The following is a 17,260-nucleotide window of genomic DNA, read 5'->3' as shown; positions in this document are numbered from 1 at the left end:
ATATGCTGTCTTCAGATTTATTGCAAGGTATTGTTGCAGATTCGGACCAAGAGGCGTGGATAACGATTATTGAGCATGCATATGAGGTATTCTCCATCCCCTTCGTGGATTCGGCCATACAGGAGATTTTACATCGGGAAAAGTATGTTAGCGATATTGAAACACTCTTATCTGGTTCATGTTGGGATTTATGGAGCAGCTTTGAGCAGGTTGTTCCAAAATCCAGTGAGCTGCTTATAGAGCGATGGAACCAAATATTAAACGGTAAAGCTGTTTTTATAATAGATGGTATGTCTCTAAGAGAATTACCATTCCTACTGGCTCAGGCTGAAAAACGGGGATATCAGGTGCATCAATCCCGGGTCAGTGCTTCTAGTCTGCCAAGTGAAACAACTTTCTTTGCAAGAAGTCTAGGGTTTTCACAACGTTCTGCTTTGGAGAATAATCAGGCTGGTACAAGACACCTCTTGCAAGGAGCTAAAACAGACTGTGTGAACATGCATTGGGAAGATTGCATTTCAATTATTGATGCGGAGCCAAACTGGGTACTTTGGCATACATGGTTTGATGATCGCATTCATGAGTATAATACCCCTGGTAAGGGAATTCGAGAACTTATCGCAAAAAGCGAAAAGGAATTTACTTCAGACAGCTTTTGGAGTTTAATTGATAAACTGGCTCAGGGTAGAAGGGTATTCATTACCAGTGATCACGGATATGCCTCAACAGGACATTTTGATAATGTTTTTGGTGAACAAGCAAGTTATTTAAAAGAAACTTATAAGAGTCAGCGGTTTGCGAAGGGTGGGCTTAAGCGAGAAAACTGGATTCCCCCCATAGATGCTGAAATCAAATCTATGCACGGCTTGCATTCCTACGTGCTTGGCAGAAGAAAATGGCGCAGCTCAGGGGGATATCCAACTCTTGCGCATGGAGGGTTGTCTCTCATGGAAACATTGGTCCCATTCATAGAAATATCGAAATAAGAAGGAGAACTACGATGGCGAAAACAAAAAAGCAAATTCTTGAAGAGAAGGTTGCACAAGCAGTCCGTGCAGGGAAGGAAGTCAGCATTGAGACGGTGGATTTCTCCGACCCAAACCGGCCAAAAACTGTACTGGAAGTCGATTTTCCAATTCTTCCTGTCAACCAAGTAGCTGTTATTGAAGGGAATGCGGGCAAACCAATCTATCAAATGTCAAAATGGTGGGCACGCAGACGTTCTAGTGTATTCCGTACGATGCTATTGGCTGGGGCGATGAAAGCACCGGATGACCCCATTGATGCAGCAAAAAAGGTATGGGAGGTTTACTATGGCAACCATCAGAAGAAAGGTGCACTTAGTCATTTAAAGGTAGCAGATGTGTTCATGGGCGGTGGGACTACACTTGTGGAAGGCACACGTTTGGGAATGCAAATGTATGGAAATGACTTGAATCCTATAGCATGGCTTGTAGTTAAGAATGAACTAGCACAAGTGAATTTGAAAGAAGTACAGGAACTTACCGAATATATAGAAAGAGAAGTAAAGCCGCATATAATACCATATTACGCCACTAACTGTCCTAGAGGACATAAGGGTCATTGGGTAAAGTTTAAAGACCCTCAGGTGCCTATTCAGCCTTTGTATGACGAATTAGTGATTGGTGAACCATCCGAAAAGGAATTAAAGACTTTTCAGAAAGAAGTCGCGACATATGAAGGTTGGTTAAGATGGTATAAAACACGAGGATATATATACGAAGTGATGGAAGACGACTTTAATCCACTTACCTTAACGGAAGAGGAACGTCCGTATTACCGCTATTGGGGACCGGAAATCATTTATACGTTTTGGGCAAAACATGGACCATGTCAGAATAGTAATTGTGGTCATAGAACACCTCTTATAACAAAACCTATAGTCGCTGTAAAAGAGTTAACGGTGAAAGTATGGAAAAACCATTCATGTGAGGCATGTGGGCATGAATTTGATGTAGAACAGAAGGAAGTTCGCATGAGCCCGAAAACCCCTTTTGTTATTTCTTCGAGTGAAGAACCATTTGTAACGGTAGACAGAAATGGAGACTACTTCTGCCCGTGCTGCGGAAATAGTGAGAATATATCTAAATTAGACAAAAAAAAGGCAAAGAGCAAGAAAGTGTCTCTAACACTGCTTATTCACCCTGATTGGTTAAAGGGTAGCAGTTCCTACAATTTGGATGGTAAACAATATGGAGGTACTTCTAATGATTCTGTAGAATCAACAATTCAATGGAATTATGAGAGAGCAAAAAAAATTAGGCTTGTGGAAGTTAGAGGAAAACTTCCTAATACTGTAACTTGTCCCGAAACGGGAGTAATCTTTTCAACTGGAGAGGAAGCAGGAGTAAACAAAGGCAGGGGTCAATTTGTTTGCGGTGATTGTGGCACGCAGCAACAATTAACAGCTTCTCTCGCGTATAGTGGAAAAGATGCACCAGCTGCTGCATATGCGTACCATTGCTATTGCCCTGAATGTGATAATAATGGTGAACTGTATAATGGAAGATCTTTTAAAGCAGCAACTAATATTGAGCCATATAATCAAGCTCTTATAGAATGGGAAAGGCTCAAAGATGACAGTTTAAAAGGATATTGGCCAGAAAGCTCTATTGAATTTGCCCATGAAACTCACCAAAGACAGAGTTTTCCTAGTCATGGTTATACCCATTGGTGGAAAATGTTTAATAAAAAACAGCTTTTAGTCCTATCTCGGCTTTTAAAGCAAATTATTGATGCACCTAACCACGCATGGGAGAATAAAGAGATTCTATTAGGGGCCTTTCAGCTATATTTAAGAAATCAAAACACATTTTGCATTTGGAACTCGCAGCGTGATACCCCGGAACCTCATTTTAGTAATAACAATTATTATCCTAAAATGAATTTTGTTGAGAATAGTGTGTTTTCAGATTTAGGTCGGGGAAATTGGAATTCTTCGCTACAAGCATTATATAAGGGAGAGGTGTGGAAAGACACGCCCTTTGAAACTATAGCAAAGGACTATCTTGATTTCATGGATAAGGATCTAGCCTCCGCTATTGCATCAAAAGGAGTGAAAATACAGACTCACGACCCTATAAAGGAAAACGTAAGGATAACTTGCGGCTCCTCAACTGAATTGTCTGAAGCGGACAATAGTTATGATCTAATTATTACGGACCCGCCCTTTGGGGACAATGTGCAATATGCTGAGCTTTCAGATTTCTTTTATGTATGGCTTCAGAATGTTTTGAGAGAAAAATATCCCGATTACTTTACGTCTCTCTATACGCCTAAAGCATTAGAGGCAGTCACGAATAAAGCTCGTCAACCAGAAAGTCCCGACAATTTCTATAAGAGATTGTTAACACAGGTTTGGAGTGAGAGTAATCGCCTTTTAAAAGTGGGAGGTATATTAGCTTTCACCTTCCATCATAGTGAAGATGAGCCGTGGATTGCTGTATTAGAGAGTCTTTTTGATGCAGGTTTCTATTTGGAAGCAACTTATCCAATTAGAAGTGATGAATCAAAAGGGGAAAAGGCCGAATTTGGATCAAAAAAGATTGAATATGATATTATACATGTTTGCAGAAAGAGGATGGAAGAGCCTCGTTCCATTAGTTGGGCTCGTCTTAGAAAGCGTATGATTCGGGATATCCGACAACTAGAAGAAATCTTACAAAATCACTTAGCTTCGGGTTTAACCGAGTCTGATATACAGGTTATTCGAAGAGGAAAAGCTTTGGAATATTTTTCAAAACATTACGGAAAAGTTTACGTTGAGGAAGGTAGAATATTTTCACTAAGAGAGGCACTAGTGGGAATTAACCAAATACTAGATGACGAGCGGGATAGTAATATTGAAGCGCCACCTATTGAAGCTGAGGTTATGACGCGGCAGTTCTTACGGATCTTTAATAAGGCTGTAACTGTACAGCGTAATGAAATGCAGAATTATCTGCGGGGAACAGGTGTATCAGCGAGCGATTTTATAGAGAAGAATTGGTGTCATGAGAAGAATCGAATATTTACATTAGCCTCTCCGCTAACTTTCGCTAAGGAATGGAAGGGCAAGCAGAGGAAAGGGTTATCCTATGATTTAGATCAGACACTGTTCTTTATCGGTGCTTGTTTTAGAGACAGTGGTATCAATGTACATGATACTTTGTCTAATCAAAGTTTTAATTTACACCCAGCCGTTGTACCATTGTTGAGTTGGTTCTCTCGTAATGGTGGAACGTCTGAAATCAAGCAGGCTGCCATGATGGCTGTTCAATTATGTGCAGTATGGCAAGCTAAAAATCCTAGTGAAACAAACAGACAGTTGGCTTTATTCGGTATGAATGAGGAGGAATAGGGTATGGTTTCGGTTTTGTACGGGGAGACTTGGACTCGCAAGGGCATTTCGCTCTTGTGGGATCCTGCTGAGGTAGGAAAGGTGGCAGAACTAGAAGATATATTGAGTGTTAGACAATATATGAATTTTTATAGAACAGAATGGCCAGACGAGCTACCATCCATAACCGGTGATGCCATGATCATAGCAGGATTAGATAGCATTTTAGAAATATTGGCGCCTGATGAACTTGTTAAATGGTTTGAGACAGAGTTTTACCCGACTCTGTTGTCATTCCAGAATATGTATGAGGGACAATGTGCGCTTATCTTTTGGTTACCACAAGCACAAAAAAGATTAGAGCTTAAAGCCGACGGTATTTATTATTGGAATTGTGGAGGACAGTATCAAGGAGTGCAAATTCCGTTGAGTAGTTGCTTATGGAATGGTGCTGCTATAGATGCCAAGCTAATCGCAACCAGTCAGAAGGTGCATGATATAAGGGATAAAAGTTGTATAGGCTTGTATCATCCGAGAATTTCATAGAAAGGTGAGGGAGTATGGACTTTACAGTTGGACAGCGGATTTATCATGAGGAGCATGGAGAAGGGGTTGTGCTTGGCTTTCCAAGTAACGGGTTCATGCAAGTATTTTTCGGTAGTGGCGAACGAAGGGTTGCTGTTTTGTCTATCTTACCTATTCTGAGCCGATCGGAATCTATTATAAACAATGTACAGTCGGACGAGAAACGTGCAAAGCGGGCATGGCTTACGTATCAATCCTACAAGCTACCATTGTTAAATAGCGCTGCGGCACTAACTTCTGCCCGCATTGATCTGCTACCACATCAAGTCGTTCTTACCCATCGGATCGCAACTGCTTCTCCACGGCGCTATCTCATTGCGGATGAGGTTGGATTAGGGAAGACAATTGAGACGGCTTTAATTCTTCGGGAGCTAGCGAGTCGAGGTGAGTTAAAGCGTGCGCTTATGATAGTGCCAGCTGGTTTAGTCAATAACTGGCATCATGAACTCAATGAGGTTTTTAATCTCGACTTTGAGGTGTTTGGAAGCGAAGGAGATGTTACTGACCGTCGATCCAATGCTTTTGCTAAACATAACAGGTTGATTGCCAGTGTCGACACGTTAAAGCGTAAAGCGAGGCTTAAGAAATTAAAAGAGGCACCTATGTGGGATTTGGTTGTGTTTGATGAGGCACATCATTTGACCGCATATCGGAATGGTGGGAAGGTGAAAAAAACTGAAAATTATAAGCTAGCCGAGGTGATGAAAGATATTGCGCGGGATATTATCTTATTGTCGGCTACCCCGCATCAAGGGGACAATTTCCGTTTTTGGATGCTTGTACAACTTCTGAACCCAGAATTATTTCGTAACGTAGATGAATTACTTGAGAATCGGCACAGGCTAAATGAGATTGTTTTTAGACGGACGAAAGCAGATGCCTGTCGTCCTGATGGTTCTACACTCTTTGCGCGACGTTCTGTACAAACGGAGTCCTTTATTATGTCTGAGGAAGAGCGAGCATTTTATATAGATCTGATTGAATACCTTGCAGATGGATTTGCGCTCGCGAAGCGGCAGGGAGGCAAAGGACAAGCATTAGGATTTGTAATGACTATCTTTCAAAAGATTGCTGCATCCAGCTTTGCAGCTGTACGCCGAACATTGCGTCGTAGACTTCTTGCTCTTACCATCCAAGAAGGGATTCTACATGATAGCAACTTAAACATTGAAGAGAGAGAGGAAACTTACGCACAGGCTCGGCAGATGATTCGGGAAGAATATGGTTTGGGTAATGACCGCTTAGAGGATATGGAGGTAGATCACATATTAGCGGATTATAAGCGGAAAATTGCGAAGAAGATGGACGAAGATGCAGCACAAGCTGTATTGGATGAAGGCGCAAGTGAAATTGATTTGAACAATGCAGAAGATGCGCTCATCGGCACGATTACCCATGCCTTACCTGAGGAAAGGTTTCGCATTCAGAAATTACTTAATAAGTTTCCGCAGACACAGGAAACAAAGGTGCAAAAGCTGCTTCATGCACTAGGGGTACTATGGAGGAACAATCCTGACGAGAAAATTGTCATCTTCGCTACATACTTAGGGACAGTTGAAATGCTAGCACAGGAGATTGAAATACATTATCCTGGGCAGGGAGTGACAGTATTAAAGGGTGGCGATCATGGAGCAAAGGTAGCTGCTGAAAAGAGATTCCGTCGTGTGGATGGCCCAAAGGTGCTTATATCAACTGCAGCTGGCCGTGAAGGAATTAACATGCAGTTTGCTCGCATTCTATTTAACTTTGATTTGCCTTGGAATCCGATGGACGTAGAGCAAAGGATTGGGCGTATCCATCGATACGGACAGAAGCATACGGCTCAAGTGTACAATCTAGTTCTGTCCGATACTATTGAGGGGAAAATCTTTCTTCTATTGGATGAAAAATTGAAGGAGATTGCACGCACTCTGGGTAAGGTGGATGAAATAGGAAACGTGGCAGAAAACCTGCAGTCACAGATTTTAGGACAGCTTTCTGAGAGGTTAAACTACGAGTCTCTTTACAAGAATGCTTTGGCCGACCCTGAATTGAAGAGAACAAAGTATGAGCTGGAGGTTGCTCTTGCAAACTCTGTTGAGGCTCGAAAAGTTGTCAAGGAGCTCTTTCAAGACTTAGAGCGTTTTAGTTTGGAGGAATATGCGCCATTTGCGAACGTGGAATCTGATCTTCAGCAGCTAGAAGTATTTGTGAGAGAGGCAGTGTTGCAGGACGGAGGACAATTTACTAAACAAGGTGAAAATTTATTCGAAATTAGCACGCCAACGATGCCTTCTACTGTGTTCACAACGGAAAGGGAAGTTTCTCTTGCAGGCAAAAAGATTGAGCTACTTGGTTTAGATCATCCTATGATAGAAAAATACCTGCAAATATACCGCAATCAGTCTCCTACAGAGCTAGGTATTCGAGTAAAGGGAAAAGATGAAGTAATGGGAGTTTTGGCTATTTGGCATGTAGATGTACAAGGTGAGAAGCGTGAAATAAAATCTCATGTTCTCGCACTGTCAGCAAGCACAGAAGGAGTTCGAATACCTCAATGGGAGCATAATGTGAATCAGTTGTTTATGTTGCCAGTGACACACAAGAAGAGTGCGGTAGATGGTAAACATCTTTTAAGTAATGTGTTGGAGCCCATGTTAGAAAGGGAATTACTCTATCGAGGGATTTTGACAGCTAATAGAGATTACAAAGCGGAACTGCTTGGTTGGATTGAAATAAATTAGTTTTATTTTTTTGAGTTTTCAATATTAGGTGTCATTTTGAAAAATATTGAATTTAAAAGGTAGAGAGTGAGGGCTAACTTATACTTTTATGAGTTAGCCTTCTTTTTTACTGGAATAGGTAGAATAAGAGATTTAATGAGTAATAATCTCCTTTTTAACCCTTTAACCACATCTCTAAGGGGCAACATTTATTTTTTTGTAAGAAAATATTAAGTTTTATTTAAATATAATGTTTCTTCATATCTTTTGTTAAGTGGAATTATGATGAGATAAATTTTTTAGTAATGCAGAAAAAAGGAGTTATCTACTTTCTACTCCTTTCCCTTTTTTTATCCGCACTCCTTCTCTGTTTGAAACAATCGGCATTATCATTATTGTTACAGTATATTTTATCTTTTCTACCGGAGATTAGACCTCCACATAATTCACATGTTTTAATAGGTATCTTTTCTACATTCACCAAATTATTTAATTCCCACTAAAAGTAACCTTCCCAACCGAAAATACGAGTAACATTTACTCTGGAATGAAAGATCTCATTATATCGTTCATGTTCGAGTAGTGCTTTAAAACAGTTCGCTGCTATGTTAAAACGTCCTTCGATGTTAAACGATAACGCTTCCAAACCTTCCGTTACTAGTGCAGTTGAGATTATTTGGTTTTCAAGAGTTGTCCATCCTACTGCTGTAAGTCTATTAGCTTGTGAAGCTACATTATCTAAGTTTTTCTCAAGGTTTTTTATACAATGTTTTAAGTGATTTTTATGATTTAATAAATCAATACCTCCACCTAATGGAAACATTTCTCTAAATGGTTCATTCCAAAGCAATGCAACGTGAAATGACTTTCTACCCTCTTTATTGACTACAATATTTAAACTGTTTGTTGTTGGCTTCTTTTCCCACATATATTCTCCAAATAACTCGCTACTTTCTGCTTCGGGACTGATACTTTCAATTAGTGTGCTCTTATCAGGGGGCTATTTTAATGCTACTCCACGTTTTTGAGTATCTAAGTTAGAAATTGGAATAGAGGGACCAGGAGGGAAGCTAAGCTCTATTTCTTTATAAGTAATTTTATTTTCGTCGAAAAACGGAAGCTCCATTTTAAAAGAATCTTTAGTATTGATGAAGTTAACGTTGCTTGAAGTTAGTCATAAGTTAAGTGAATTTTTAGGGAGCTTACCGCCCAAACCTTCTAGTATAGCATTTTCCACTGGTGGGTACATAGCTCGCTGCTTTGAAACATTAACAATAGTAACGGCATTGAATGTTTCACTCGGAATAGCGCATTCCCTGTAAGTAAAAATTTCAACCTGGCTTGACCATCGTTTTACCTCCTTTAAGCCTGGAATTAGCCAAATTTTATCTTCTCCTAACCAATTTCTCTGTGCACTCTCTTCTATAAAAGTGCTCCAGCCGTCTTCTAAGCGGTTTGGCACTTTTTATTTTCTGAATGAGGAGAGATTGAAATGAAAGGAACAATAAAAAAAGAAGGTAATAGTTGGTATTATCAGTTTACCATAGGATACAGTGCAGATGGAAAACGAAAGCAAAAGAAAAAACGAGGATATAAAACAAAGAAAGAGGCCCAGCAAGCCCTTACTGAAGCTCTTAATGCAGTTAATACAGGTACATATATTGAGCCATCTACTAGCCTATATAAAGAGTACTTGGACGATTGGTTTACAACAAAGAAAAACAGTATTGGCATTCAGACAGCAAGAGTTTATCAGGACTACCTTCGAAGTCGAATTGTCCCTGGATTGGGTAACTACACCTTATCAAAGTTATCAGCAATTCACATTCAATCATTTACTAATAATTTGAATAAAGAGGGCCTAAGTAGCTCGACCATAAAAAAAGTTTACGAAATTGTTAGGAACTGGCTTGAATATGCGGCGGACTTCGAACTGATTCCTAAAAATGTGGCAGCGAAAGTTAAGTTGCCAAAAGCAAATAAAAAAGAAATGGCGGTATGGAATGGAGAAGAAGTGAATCAATTTCTCAAGATAGCGAAAGAGGACCCTGTCTATATTGTCTTTCATTTGGCATTAACAACGGGAATGCGGCAAGGAGAAATACTTGGATTGCGTTGGAAGGATGTAGATTTTGAAAAAGGGCTAATCCACATTAGGCAAACATTAAGCCATGGTGGTAAAGAATTTATAAGAGGGGCTAAAACCAAATCAAGCCTACGAACCATTAACTTATCTGAGGCTACGGTAAGGGTGCTGAAGGGACGTAAATTAACTGTTTCAAAAGAGAATCTTAGTTTTGGGCCCATTTATGAGGACTTAGATTTAGTAGCTTGTACGTCGCATAAAACACCTCATAATCCAACCAATGTTAGAAGGACTTTTAATCGTCTGATTGAAGCAGCTGATGTTCCTAAAATCCGCTTCCACGATTTAAGGCATACTCATGCAACTTTGTTATTTTCCAAGGGAATAAACGTTAAGATCATTTCGGAACGGCTAGGGCATAGTAACATAAAAGTTATGCTTGACACGTATTCGCATGTGCTTCCAACTATGCAAGAGGAGGTCGTCCGTAAATTAGACGAGATTATTAAAGAAGTATAGGAGTGACCAAAGCGTTACCAAAAGGCATTTTCGCAAGAATGGTGATTCCTTAGAATGATAAAGAGAAAAAGAAAAGACTATGATAAATCAAGATTTTTTCCCCTCCTTTGTCAATAGAGTGGAGGGGATTTGAACACCAGACCTCTACGCTGCCAGCTTTAGGAAAGCCATTTTTTCCCCTGCTATTTTAATACATCTCAGAATTAGGAAGTAATATACATGGTTAATTAAAATTCACACAAAATACGGAACCGTTGACCCAAAGAGAGTTATTGACCAAATCTTGACCAAGAAGCAAAGAATTTACCTTTTAAAAAAAGACAAAGGTCTTCTACATAAAGAAAACCCCTTGACTATCAAGGGGTTTTTCGTATGATCCCGACTGGTCTCGAACCAGCGACCTCCACCCTGTCAAGGTGGCGCTCTCCCTACTGAGCTACGGGATCTTCAAAAATGCTTATGTATTAGCATCTTTAATAATTATGTTAAAGTAATTATATATAATTAACTGAAATTTTACAATATTTTTATAGTAAGTTTTTAAAGGGGAAGCATGTGCAATCATACTAGTAGTGAATAAAGGGATAATTAATAAGAAGGGAATTTAATAGAAAGTAGGTTTTGAATGTAGCTGTTATATTATTTCCGATACCAATCCAGAGGGCTTTCATCACTTAAATCAACAAGAAAAGGGAATAAGAAGCGTAAAGGTAAGCTTATAAGTTCTGGCATAGCGTTCAATGTTTTCTTTGATAGATATTGTCTTCCAAAACAATATGGACAATCTTTTTCAAAAGTCACGAGTATCGACCATACATCTTTTATTTTCCACTTCGTTTTACAATATGTACAACGCGCCATGAAGTTCCTCCTCATTTTTAATGTTTTCTAATATATTCCATTTCATTGTACTAAAGTTAATTGTATTTGGTGTGATAAAATGTAAGTTGTTTTGTTTTTATATGGATGTATTCAGTAATTTATGACCAATTATATATCGGATGAAGGTTATGTAGGATAAGAGATTTTTATTTTTAATATTTAAATTGGCCAATATATCCTTTTTACAATTTTCAAGAAATCATGTATAACAGAAGTACAAGATTATTTTATAAATATACAGGAGTAGAGGGAGAATAGTTGTAATGGTAAGAAAAACGTTTAAGATGCGTGTGTCTAGAAATAGAACGATTTCGATTAATGGTTCGATTCTTGATGTGGATGTTACACATGATGAGTTTTTGCAAGAGTTTGTTGAGTGGGTCGATTCTAAAGGTTGGTCATTTATGGGGATGACGGATGAGATTACGGCCGAGGAAGCTGGACAAAAGTTAATAGACTCGTTGATCGATGAGAAGGATAAGAAAGAGTAATTCCTTCTTATTTTTTATTGTATATTTATGTTCTTTATCGTAAAAATATGATATAGTAAAAAATAGTGAATATTCTTCCAATTTAATACAAATTATATATAGATTGGTAGAGTCATTTGATAGAGTGTGAAAGTAAAGTGAAAAGGGAGAGTCATATGGTTAATTTTAAGAAAATTTCGGCTTTTGTTATAGTTATTTGTTTATTTTTTTTGACACCTATGACGTTATATGCTGAGACGAATGTTGGAGTGAATCCAGAGCAAGTGGCACCGCCACCTGCGGAAGGGCCAAATGTATTTAGTCAGTTTGCGACTACGATTGATGCGAAAACAGGAGATGTCCTATATGACAAAAATGCACATCATCGTGCGTTTCCTGCTAGTATGACGAAAGTGTTAACGGCGATTTTGCTGATGGAGCATACGAAGCCAGAGGATCAATTTACGTTTTCGCAATTAGCATTAGATCAAGAGAAGAGTAATTATCAAATTGAGTTTCAAGCTGGTGAGACTATTAATAGAGATACTGCACTTATGATTTTAATGGTGTTAAGTGCGAATGATGTATCGTATGCGATTGCGGAGCATATTGGAGGAAGTGTTGAAAATTTCGCCAATATGATGAACGAAAAGGCGAAGCAATTAGGAGCTAAAGATAGTCATTTTGTAACGCCAAATGGGTTGCATGATCCGAATCATTATACGACGCCGTATGATATGGCGATGATTACGAGAGGTGTGCAAAAGTATCCTGAAATTTTGCAAGCGATGAATACGAAAAGAACGACGGTTACGACATCTAGGCAGACAGTATCTATTTTTAATAAGTCTACTTATTTTGAAAATCCATATAGTATTGGTGGTAAGACGGGTTTTACGAATGAAGCGCGTAATACGCTCGTTTTATTAAATGAGAAAGATGGAAATCGCATAATAAATGTAGTGATGGCTTCTCAAAGACCTGAAATTTATGAAGATTTAAAGCAGATGGCTGAATATTCTTTTGGCCAATTTGCGAAACAAACTGTACTAGATAAAAATAATTGGCATCAAAAGACAACGTATTTAAATAAAGATGTTGATAGTGAACTTGAAAAAAGTGTAGATCTTATGCTTAAGAAAGATGAAGGGAAAAATGTGAAAACTACTTTCCGAGCGGCGTCATTAGATAAAGAATCTTTGTATCATAAAGGAATTCATCGTGGTGAGATAGTTGGTGCAGTTGATATTACGAAAAACAATCAAACGATCGCGACTATTAACGTTCTTTCAAAAGAAGATGTTACTTTTGCGATGCCAAAAAAAGATACAGTGGAGCCTGAAGTAAAGGACTCGAATGTAAAAATGATAAGTATTGGAATAGGAGGTATTGTATTATTTGGCGCACTACTATATGTAATTTTGCGTCGTAATAAACAAGGGGTTAAATCAGAGGAAAAGTAAGTTGTTATGAAAACTGCGAAGAAATTTGTTCGCAGTTTTTTGTTGTATTAACATATGTTTAAAAAGAGATGTTGATTAAAAATTCGAATTTTACAAATAATTGTAAATTTCGACCTTGCATTTCTTATTTGTTCGTTATATTATTTGTATATGTTCTTTTTGAAGAACAATATGGATGTTATTAATTTCAAAATAATATAAAACAGCGGAGAGGGAGAGATACGATGAAATTAGTTTGGAAGATTATTAGCAACGTTATCTCATTTGTTTTATTTGCATTGATGGTTTTTTTAGCTTTTGTAGTTATTTCGTCAAAAGCGAGTGGCGGGGATCCGACTGTGATGGGATATCAATTTAAAACAGTGTTATCAGGATCGATGGAACCGACATTTTTAACAGGATCAATTATTGCGGTAGAGCCAACTAAAGATGGTTCTAAATATAAAAAAGGCGATGTTATTACGTTTAAAGAGAAAGATAACAAAATTATCACTCACCGTATTATCGGTGTGAAAGATACAAATGGAAAAGTAATGTATGAAACAAAAGGGGATAACAACAACGGAGCAGATTTAGAGCCAGTACTTGCAGAGAACGTAATTGGAAAGTACGGAGACATTACAGTACCGTATGTTGGTTATTTACTGAATTATGCGAATTCAAAAGCGGGAGCTGCATTACTTCTTATTATTCCTGGAGTCTTTTTACTTGGCTATTCCGCAATTTCTATTTTTGGTGCTATTCGTAGTATCGATGGGGAAAAGAAAGATAAAAAAGTAGAACAATCCGTATAGTTATTTTGGTTATATCTTCCTATTAGGAAGTTAACAAATATATATTATGGGGGATTTGGACATGACTTTAAAGAAAAAATTAGGAATGGGTATCGCATCAGCAGTACTAGGAGCAGCATTAGTTGGTGGAGGAACATTTGCATTCTTTAGCGACAAAGAAGTGTCAAACAATACATTTGCGGCTGGTACACTTGATTTAGCGGCAAACCCATCGACAGTTGTTGATGTATCGAATTTAAAGCCTGGCGATACAATTAAAAGAGATTTTAAACTAGAAAATAAAGGCTCTTTAGACATTAAAAAAGTTTTACTAAAAACAGATTACAAAGTAATCGATGCGAAGGGCGACAATAAAGATGATTTTGGTAAACATATTAAAGTAACATTCTTAAAAAATGTAGATAAGCATGAAACAATTGTAAAAGAAACAACGCTAGATAAATTGAAGGGTGACACACTTACAGCGGTAGATAATGATTTATCTGCTTGGTTCTGGGATGAAAAAGGTATTTCTGCAGGTAAGTCGGATAAATTTACAGTGAAATTCGAGTTTGTTGATAATAAAAAAGACCAAAATGAATTCCAAGGCGATAAACTAAATTTAACTTGGACGTTTGATGCACAACAAACAGATGGTACAGAAAGATAATATAATATAAAAGGGGCTATCACCTTGATAGCCCCTTTTATAGTTAAATAGCGTGGATTGGAATGTATTTTCTAGGATATGGCTATCATTTTGTACAAGTCTTTATTATAATGAAAGTAACGTTCTGTATAAAGAACACATTGTTCGATGGGAGAGATTCAGATGCTGAAAACACCTCGCAAATTAAAAAAGATGCTTATATTGCCGTGTATGTGCTCTATTACGTTTTATTTAGGCTCTCAAATGATGACGTATACAGAAGCTGCATTTATTCATGAAACGAAAGTAGAAGCCACTCTTTCTACAGCGATTATATTTCCGAAAACAGTTGATACGTTAAAGGAGCAAGCTGAGCAACATAAACAGTATATTGGACATGAGTATGGAGAAATGAAAGCGAAATTGAAAGTTACTTCTATTGAAGAAATAGAACAGGCAATTGTTGTATGGCAGCAAGGACGTGAGAGAATTGCTTCTGAGAAGGAGGCTTTACAAAAAGTATATACTTTAATAGAAACTCCTTACAATCAAATACAAGAAGAATTAAAAGTGAATAAAAGTGAATCAATTCAGCAAGTATCCTCGTATGTGAATGAAGGTTTTCATAGTATTAAAGAGAAGCGTGATTATGTTGATAAAGAGGCTAGTTTGCCAGCAATTGATCAACAAATTCAGGCTCTACAACAACTATTAAAAGATGAAACGGTAAAGAAACAGAATGAAATAGAAGAACAGAAGAAAGCAGAAGAACAGAAGAAGGTAGAAGAACAGAAGAAAGCAGAAGAACAGAAGAAAGCAGAAGAACAAAAGAAGGTAGAAGAACAGAAGAAAGCAGAAGAGCAGAAGAAAGCAGAAGAACAGAAGAAAGCAGAAGAACAGAAGAAGGTAGAAGAACAGAAGAAAGCAGAAGAACAGAAGAAAGCAGAAGAACAGAAGAAAGTAGAAGAGCAGAAAAAGCTAGAAGAACAGAAAAAATAGAAACAGATAAACAGTCTGATCAAATGGAGTATGAAAAGGCTACTTCAACTGATCCAGTGAAACAATTGAAAAATAATAATGTGGTGCAAGAGAAAACGAATGAATAAGCTGCAAATAGCTATAAAAAATATTAATGTTTATATGAGTGTGAGGGAACGTCAGCCCTCACCTTTTTGTCTTACTTTCTTTTTCTTATAAAATGTATTTGAGTGTGGAGCAAGTGCTAAATTAGTAAAGTATTAATCTTTTGTTTTCTGAAAAATCAAAACAATATTGAGAAATAAAAATACTTGAAAATATATATTGTGTTTACATAGATTTGTTCGTTATAATGAACATAAGGTCTTTAGAAAGAACAAATATTAGCTTAGCTAATATAGTTTTAGTTATATCTCTTATTTCAAATAAGAGATAGCAATGTAAAAATACAAAAAACAGCTAGGGGGAATTGATTGTGAGTCTGAAAAAGAAATTAGGTATGGGAGTTGCATCAGCAGCATTGGGGTTATCTTTAATTGGTGGAGGAACATTCGCTTACTTTAGCGATAAAGAAGTATCAAACAATACATTTGCAGCTGGGACGTTAGATCTTACATTAAACCCTAAAACGCTTGTAAATATTGATAATTTAAAACCAGGGGATTCTGTTAAGAAAGAGTTCTTATTAAAGAATAGCGGTACTTTAGCGATTAAAGACGTTAAATTAGCGACAAAGTATTCTGTGAAAGATGCAAAAGGCGATAATGCTGGAGAAGACTTTGGTAAGCATATTAAAGTGAAATTCATTTGGAACTGGGATAAACAAAGTGAACCTGTTTATGAAACAACATTAGCAGAATTACAAACGTTAGATCCAGACGTTGTTGCTAAAGATGTTTTTGCTCCTGAATGGAGTGAAAAAGGTGGTTTAGAAGCTGGATCAGAAGACTATCTATGGGTACAATTTGTATTCGAAGATGATGGTAAAGATCAAAATAAATTCCAAGGCGATTCATTAAACTTAGAATGGACATTCAACGCGAACCAAACAGATGGCGAAGAAAAATAATAAATCAAAAAGCGGGTATCTCCCGCTTTTTTTTTATAAAGAAAAAAGGAGCGCTAGTCTTATATGCTCCTTCATATATATATATATTATTTTTGATTTTGCTTCCACTGTGTAAATTCTAGAAATTCACGGAATTGTTCTTTTGAGACACCGGAGCTCATTGCATCTTTAACAAGTTGTGTCCATTCGGAGTCCAGGTGGCTTTCCGTTGTTGTTTCATCATGAAGTAAAGTATCAACTGGAATTTGTAGAACTGCTGCAATTTTTTCAAGAAACTGAATGGAAGGGTTTTTTTGTAAATTCCGTTCTATGGAACTAATGTAAGATTTAGCGACACCAGCTTTTTCGGCGAGTTCTGTTAATGAAATCCCTTTTTGTAAACGAAGGCGTTTTATACGTTCTCCAATCATATTTGCGCACCTTTCTATCAATGTGTAGTCGTCTTATGATGTCATTATTATAACATAAACTTCGTTAAAAAGAACGAGGCTATTGTGCTTGGCTCGTTTGCTTCATACGTTGAAAAAAGTATTCGATCTCTTGCAGGGCAATACCAGAATCTAGGGCTTCAAGTATTAAATCAATCCATTCTGGATCTAGTGAGTCCGCCTTATCTTTGTACAAGTGTGATTCCTCCCTAATTATTGGTCATAATTGCAGCTACATAGTAGACGATAATTGAACTGAATTTTATATTTATGTGTCAAATTATCGAATATTGTGTAGATAAAATCCCCATTAAATT

General features: G+C 37.5%; 15 protein-coding genes and 1 tRNA gene. 11 read left to right on the top strand and 5 right to left on the bottom strand.

From position 1 onward, the window contains the following. Positions 1-2: 2 nt before the first annotated feature. The 4 genes from MR109_RS10990 to MR109_RS10975 all read left to right on the top strand — a co-directional run bounded on the left by MR109_RS10990 (position 3) and on the right by MR109_RS10975 (position 7,647). Positions 3-986: a PglZ domain-containing protein gene (locus MR109_RS10990; protein WP_242272081.1), complete on the top strand. Its 984-nt coding sequence runs from the start codon at positions 3-5 to the stop codon at positions 984-986. 95 nt (positions 987-1,081) lie between these two features. Beyond that, complete coding sequence (locus tag MR109_RS10985) at positions 1,082-4,360, top strand: DUF1156 domain-containing protein (RefSeq protein WP_242272080.1); 3,279 nt, start codon at positions 1,082-1,084, stop codon at positions 4,358-4,360. Positions 4,361-4,363: 3 nt separating this feature from the next. After that, positions 4,364-4,885: a hypothetical protein gene (locus MR109_RS10980; RefSeq protein WP_002203286.1), complete on the top strand. Its 522-nt coding sequence runs from the start codon at positions 4,364-4,366 to the stop codon at positions 4,883-4,885. A 14-nt stretch (positions 4,886-4,899) separates the two neighbouring features. Next, entirely contained in the window at positions 4,900-7,647 is a 2,748-nt protein-coding gene (locus MR109_RS10975) for a DEAD/DEAH box helicase (protein WP_242272079.1), read from the top strand. A gap of 478 nt (positions 7,648-8,125) precedes the next feature. Here MR109_RS10975 and MR109_RS10970 read toward each other — a convergent pair whose 3' ends face one another. After that, positions 8,126-8,554, bottom strand: a complete 429-nt coding sequence (locus tag MR109_RS10970) for a hypothetical protein (protein WP_242272078.1) — start codon at positions 8,552-8,554, stop codon at positions 8,126-8,128. 564 nt (positions 8,555-9,118) lie between these two features. Here MR109_RS10970 and MR109_RS10965 point away from each other — a divergent pair. Further along, positions 9,119-10,231, top strand: a complete 1,113-nt coding sequence (locus tag MR109_RS10965; protein ID WP_242272077.1) for a tyrosine-type recombinase/integrase — start codon at positions 9,119-9,121, stop codon at positions 10,229-10,231. A 373-nt stretch (positions 10,232-10,604) separates the two neighbouring features. On the opposite strand, the gene MR109_RS10960 is transcribed toward MR109_RS10965, so the two are convergent. Together MR109_RS10960 and MR109_RS10955 are read right to left on the bottom strand one after the other, a co-directional pair. Continuing rightward, a tRNA-Val gene (locus MR109_RS10960) sits at positions 10,605-10,677 on the bottom strand. A 193-nt stretch (positions 10,678-10,870) separates the two neighbouring features. Then, positions 10,871-11,092 (bottom strand): hypothetical protein, encoded by a 222-nt coding sequence (locus MR109_RS10955; protein ID WP_098789069.1) that lies wholly within the window; start codon positions 11,090-11,092, stop codon positions 10,871-10,873. A 284-nt stretch (positions 11,093-11,376) separates the two neighbouring features. Between MR109_RS10955 and MR109_RS10950 the strand changes: the two genes are divergently transcribed. The 6 genes from MR109_RS10950 to calY all read left to right on the top strand — a co-directional run bounded on the left by MR109_RS10950 (position 11,377) and on the right by calY (position 16,515). Beyond that, a complete protein-coding gene (locus MR109_RS10950; protein ID WP_000251863.1) occupies positions 11,377-11,604 on the top strand; it encodes a hypothetical protein in 228 nt (75 codons plus the stop codon). Between the two features lie 155 nt (positions 11,605-11,759). After that, positions 11,760-13,046 carry a D-alanyl-D-alanine carboxypeptidase family protein gene (locus MR109_RS10945; protein WP_071720126.1) on the top strand — a complete coding sequence of 429 codons (1,287 nt, stop codon included), beginning with the start codon at positions 11,760-11,762 and terminating at the stop codon, positions 13,044-13,046. 224 nt (positions 13,047-13,270) lie between these two features. Continuing rightward, the gene (gene sipW, locus MR109_RS10940; RefSeq protein WP_071720128.1) at positions 13,271-13,840 is read left to right on the top strand and encodes a signal peptidase I SipW; all 570 of its coding nucleotides are present in this window, start codon (positions 13,271-13,273) and stop codon (positions 13,838-13,840) included. Between the two features lie 61 nt (positions 13,841-13,901). Next, complete coding sequence (locus MR109_RS10935; RefSeq protein ID WP_048369551.1) at positions 13,902-14,489, top strand: CalY family protein; 588 nt, start codon at positions 13,902-13,904, stop codon at positions 14,487-14,489. Positions 14,490-14,651: 162 nt separating this feature from the next. Beyond that, positions 14,652-15,467 (top strand): DUF4047 domain-containing protein, encoded by an 816-nt coding sequence (locus MR109_RS10930; RefSeq protein WP_242272076.1) that lies wholly within the window; start codon positions 14,652-14,654, stop codon positions 15,465-15,467. A 454-nt stretch (positions 15,468-15,921) separates the two neighbouring features. Next, entirely contained in the window at positions 15,922-16,515 is a 594-nt protein-coding gene (calY, locus tag MR109_RS10925; protein ID WP_242272075.1) for a biofilm matrix protein CalY, read from the top strand. Between the two features lie 86 nt (positions 16,516-16,601). On the opposite strand, the gene MR109_RS10920 is transcribed toward calY, so the two are convergent. Together MR109_RS10920 and MR109_RS10915 are read right to left on the bottom strand one after the other, a co-directional pair. Further along, positions 16,602-16,925 (bottom strand): helix-turn-helix domain-containing protein, encoded by a 324-nt coding sequence (locus MR109_RS10920; RefSeq protein ID WP_002170931.1) that lies wholly within the window; start codon positions 16,923-16,925, stop codon positions 16,602-16,604. A 79-nt stretch (positions 16,926-17,004) separates the two neighbouring features. Then, positions 17,005-17,139 (bottom strand): anti-repressor SinI family protein, encoded by a 135-nt coding sequence (locus MR109_RS10915; protein ID WP_002170932.1) that lies wholly within the window; start codon positions 17,137-17,139, stop codon positions 17,005-17,007. Positions 17,140-17,260 lie beyond the last annotated feature (121 nt).

The sequence above is a fragment of the Bacillus cereus group sp. BfR-BA-01310 genome (assembly GCF_022664325.1).
Classification (GTDB): domain Bacteria; phylum Bacillota; class Bacilli; order Bacillales; family Bacillaceae_G; genus Bacillus_A; species Bacillus_A paramycoides.
Note: the sequence above shows the minus strand (reverse complement) of the source record. Positions and strands in the feature narration are given on the sequence as shown.